The organism is Pradoshia sp. (assembly GCF_051873915.1).
Classification (GTDB): domain Bacteria; phylum Bacillota; class Bacilli; order Bacillales; family Pradoshiaceae; genus Pradoshia.
Genome location: NZ_JBJEFJ010000130.1, coordinates 4,595 through 9,043 on the forward strand (window position 1 = coordinate 4,595; position 4,449 = coordinate 9,043).

Genomic DNA, 4,449 nt, shown 5'->3' on the forward strand with positions numbered 1-4,449 from the left:
ATGTAGAATAAAGGAGTGATGGAGATGAAAAAATGGATTGCAGCTGCAGGATTATTGATGGTTATCCTATTGATTCCGTACATCATGTTTAAGGATTATCTACGTTTCGACCATACAAACGCCGCTGGAGGATTGGTGGCACCTGAAGGAAAGTATCATATCTTATTAATCGGTGCAGAGGCTGATGGAGATTTTGAAGATATACTCGGTTATCCGCTGATTGATGCGATTGAGCACGCTGAGAACTTCTCCGAAACAGCGGACAGACTGCCTGGTCTTGACCTAAAAAAAGAACCTGCCTATGTTTTATTTGATTCCAAGGAACCCCTCTTTATCTCCTATGATCAGGCCGAATTTATCCACTATATTCAAAAAGAGGTTCTAACCAAATAAGAAAAAGACCGGAAGCATTGTTTGCCCCCGGCCCATATCATTATTCTTATAAGGAAACGCCATTAACTTCCCTGATTTTATCCGCTACCGCAACGGTCAGCTCTTCAGCCGTTTTCGGCACGAAATTCTTCAGGATAGTATTGACCATCGGCCCCATCGCACCGCCTGCTGTAATATCAAGATTGCCCGTCATTTGTGTGTTATTTTCATCAATAGCTTCTGCTTGGAAATAGCCGCCGCCCTTGAAATTATCGGAAAGCCCCTTCAAATTAAACGTTACTGTCGTTGGCTCTTTCCATTCAGTAATATCGATTTTCAACTTAACAGTTTTCTTCATGAATCCAAGGTCTCCCTTGAATGCCCAAGTGGATTCACGGTCATTGATGATTTCATGCTCGATATATCCTGGAACAAGCGGCGCCCACTTATCCATATCGCTCACGAATGTCCATATTTCTTCGATTCCTACTGGTAATTGTACTGTATGTGTACCTGCTGGCATATACTACACGTCCCCTTTGTTTTTATAATAAATGATTTGGTTTCCCTTTTACTCTGCCTTGCCGATAGCAAGTCCGGCAAGATAGCCGAATGTGATAGCTGGGCCAATTGTCCCGCCGGCACTGACATATGCTTGTCCAAAGATACCCATTGCGGCATTTCCGGCTGCATACAATCCTTTAATGGTCTTTCCTCTATGGTTGAGTACTTGGCCATTTTCATTGATGCGCGGTCCGCCGTTTGTGCCTAATGAACCATAGTAGACAGGCACTGCGTAGAATGGGCCTTTTTCAATCTTGCCTAAATTCCGTTCTGCTGTTCCTCCGCCAATTTCAAGCCCTTCAAAGAAGGTTGTACCGCGGTGGAAATCCGTATCCTCGCCTGCTTCAACCTGAGCGTTCCAACGGTTCACCGTTTCCTCAAGAGCATCTGGGTCAATATTGATTTTCTCCGCCAATTCACGAATGCTTTCGGCCTGCGGCACCCAATCAGGAGCCTCTTCGCCCGGCATCATCGTAATAATCATTGTGCGGTCCTTTAACTGCTGGTCAAAGACCATCCAGTTGTTCTTCTCATTCGGCCATTCCACATTGACTGGGTCATAGTGATGGAAAGCTTTTGGAAGATCATTATAAGTAGTCCCTTCATGGACGAAGCGTTTACCCTTGCTATTGACGAAAATACTGTTCGGGCCGAAACGTCCGCTGCCGCCCAATTGGTTCATGACACGGTCCTCATATTCGAATGTTGGGTCCTGCATGGCTGGATACCACCAGGCTTCACTCATATTCCCAAGTGATGCGCCTGCCTCCATTGCCATAATCAGCCCGTCACCCTCGTTACCCCAAGGAGTAAGCGGATGCGTGATTTCCCCTTTTAAGAACGTCTTAATCAGTTCTTTATTCCATTCGAATCCGCCGGAGCCCATGATAACGCCTTTAGATGTACCGATGTAGATTTTCTTATCCCCTTGCTCTGCGACAAGTCCGATTACGTCTCCCTCATCATTTAAGACAAGCTCTTTCCCCGGCGTTTCAAGAATAATCTCGATATCTCGGTCCAGGCAGCCCTTCACCATGGAGGCAATAAGGGAACGTCCCATTGTGACGATATTGTTCTCCATCCGCTCGGCAATCTTCATGAAGTCAATGCCGCCCTTTGCTCCGCCTTCTTCAAGAGTCAATGGAGGGAATGCCGGGTTATTTCGAATTAAAGCACCGTATTCCCCGATTTCATTCATGTCATATGGAAGCGGATCGAGTGAACGACCAGTCTTCGTTCCATCGAAATACCCAAAATACTCAGGGTAGCCTTTCGGTACAGCGAACCGGACCGGTGTATTTTCATGCAAGTAATCAATTGCTTTGTAAGCGTTATCAACATATGTTTCAAGAAGGTCTGGATTTGGTTCTTTTCCTCCAGTGATTCTGCGAATATATTTCAAGGCATCCTCTCGTGTATCCTCGATTCCCGCTTCCTTCATATAGCGGTTCATCGGAATCCAAGGCACTCCGCCTGAAAAGGCTGTCGTTCCGCCGATTTGATGTGTTTTCTCTAATACTAGTACTTTTAACCCTTGATCATGTGCCGTGATGGCAGCGGTTAAAGCTGCACCGCCTGTTCCCATGACTACAACGTCAACTTCGCGATCCCATTTCTCTGGTTTTCTCGCTGGCATAACCGTTCTCCCCCTTGTTAGGTAAAAGATAAATAGATTTTTTGATAAAAATGATAGTGTCACTATCACTTTATAAACATCCTATCAGAAGATTCATACACTTGTAAATTAATTCGCTTACATTTGTTTATTTTCGAAAAACTCGAGTTTATGATAAGGTTGAAACGATGGAATAAAGATGCCATCTTTCTATTTATTTATGAGGTGATTGAGGAATGCCCAGCCATTTAAGCAATAGAGAACGAGCTAAGAAGAAACGAAGAGAAACCATATTGAAAGCGGCAGAAAACTTATTCCTCCACCAAGGAATCGACAATACAACGATGGATGAGATTGCGAAGGAGGCTGAGATTGGAATTGCCACCCTTTTCCGGTACTTTCCGAAGAAGGAGCTCATTATCCAGGAGGTGGCGACGGCAAAGCTCCGCATCCTATTGGGTGCCCTAAAGGAGATTGAGGAATGTACCTCCACCTGCATGGAGATGATGACGGCTGTCATGGATTTCTTTATCGACCAAATGGCCGAGCAAGACGGTGCCATGCCGAAGCTGCTCGATAATTTCGTCAACTATAAAGCCGTCGCAATCGATTCATTTGATGACCTGAATATGTACAATGAAATGCGGGATGAAATATCCATCGTGTTTACTCGAATGATTGAAACCCGCAAGAATGACGGTACGATCAAGCAAGAGTTGCGTGCTGCCCAAATCATATCGACGATTCTGAGTAATTTCTCTGTATTCACCTTTAAGCTTTCTCTGAAAGGAAATGAGGATTTGCCGGCGCCTGAAATAACGTCTGAGGAGCAATTAGTCATCATGAAACGCATCTTCCTTGATTATTTAAAGCCTTGACTCATTACCAATAAGTTGCCGAATTAGTACAATTTACTAATCCCTGCTATAATATTCTTTTGTAAGAGAACAGTATCTGAAAAATCACCTTTTTAATACGTATATCTTGCAAATATAAATTTAGGGTGGTAAGAACACATGAGTAAGTACAGAGTATTGCTGTATTATTACTACACTCCCATTGAGGAGCCGGTAGAATTTGCAGCGGAGCATTTGGCCTTTTGTAAGGAGATTGGCCTAAAGGGCCGAATCCTCGTCGCCAATGAAGGCATAAACGGTACCGTGTCCGGGGATTACGAGCAGACACAGGCCTATATGGAGAAGATGCAAAACGACCCGCGCTTCAAGGATATCGTCTTTAAGATCGATGAAGCAGACGGACACGCATTTAAGAAAATGCACGTGCGCCCGCGTCCGGAGCTTGTCAATTTAAGCTTAGAGGATGACATCAATCCGAATGAATTGACTGGACGATATTTAAGCCCGAAGGAATTCTTTGAAGGCTTGCAGGATGAGAACACAATTGTCCTGGATGCACGGAATGATTATGAATATGAGCTTGGCCATTTCCGCGGCTCCATCAAACCGGATATCCGCAATTTCCGTGAGCTTCCGCAATGGGTGCGTGATAACAAAGACATGTTTGAAGGCAAGAAAATCCTGACCTACTGCACAGGCGGAATCCGCTGTGAGAAATTCTCCGGCTGGCTCGTGCGTGAAGGCTTCGAGGATGTCGGCCAGCTTCATGGAGGCATCGCCACTTACGGGAAGGACCCAGAGGTAAAAGGCCAGCTATGGGACGGACAAATGTATGTCTTCGACGAACGGATTGCCGTGCCAATCAACCAAGTCGAGCATGTCGTCGTAGGCCGTGACTTCTTCACAGGAGAACCTTGCGAACGCTACGTGAATTGCGCCAACCCTGAGTGCAATGACCAAATCCTCTGCAGTGAAGAGAATGAGCATAAATATATGCGCAGCTGCAGCCACGAATGCCGCACACATCCACGCAACCGCTAT

5 protein-coding genes are annotated in these 4,449 nt (G+C 45.4%); 3 read left to right on the plus strand and 2 right to left on the minus strand.

What is annotated here, in order from left to right; translation table 11 throughout:
• Nucleotides 1-24: 24 nt before the first annotated feature.
• Entirely contained in the window at nucleotides 25-393 is a 369-nt protein-coding gene (locus ACI35L_RS11625; RefSeq protein ID WP_049670453.1) for a hypothetical protein, read from the plus strand.
• Nucleotides 394-439: 46 nt separating this feature from the next.
• Here ACI35L_RS11625 and ACI35L_RS11630 read toward each other — a convergent pair whose 3' ends face one another.
• Both ACI35L_RS11630 and ACI35L_RS11635 read right to left on the minus strand, forming a co-directional pair.
• On the minus strand, nucleotides 440-895 hold the full coding sequence (locus ACI35L_RS11630) for a CoxG family protein (protein WP_049670452.1): 456 nt from the start codon (nucleotides 893-895) through the stop codon (nucleotides 440-442).
• A gap of 48 nt (nucleotides 896-943) precedes the next feature.
• A complete protein-coding gene (locus tag ACI35L_RS11635) occupies nucleotides 944-2,572 on the minus strand; it encodes an FAD-binding protein (protein WP_439802937.1) in 1,629 nt (542 codons plus the stop codon).
• A gap of 215 nt (nucleotides 2,573-2,787) precedes the next feature.
• Between ACI35L_RS11635 and ACI35L_RS11640 the strand changes: the two genes are divergently transcribed.
• Together ACI35L_RS11640 and trhO are read left to right on the plus strand one after the other, a co-directional pair.
• Nucleotides 2,788-3,429, plus strand: coding sequence for a TetR/AcrR family transcriptional regulator (locus tag ACI35L_RS11640; protein ID WP_049670450.1), 642 nt, complete (start codon nucleotides 2,788-2,790; stop codon nucleotides 3,427-3,429).
• Nucleotides 3,430-3,567: 138 nt separating this feature from the next.
• On the plus strand, nucleotides 3,568-4,449 hold an 882-nt coding region (gene trhO / locus ACI35L_RS11645; protein WP_439802938.1), incomplete at its 3' end, for an oxygen-dependent tRNA uridine(34) hydroxylase TrhO.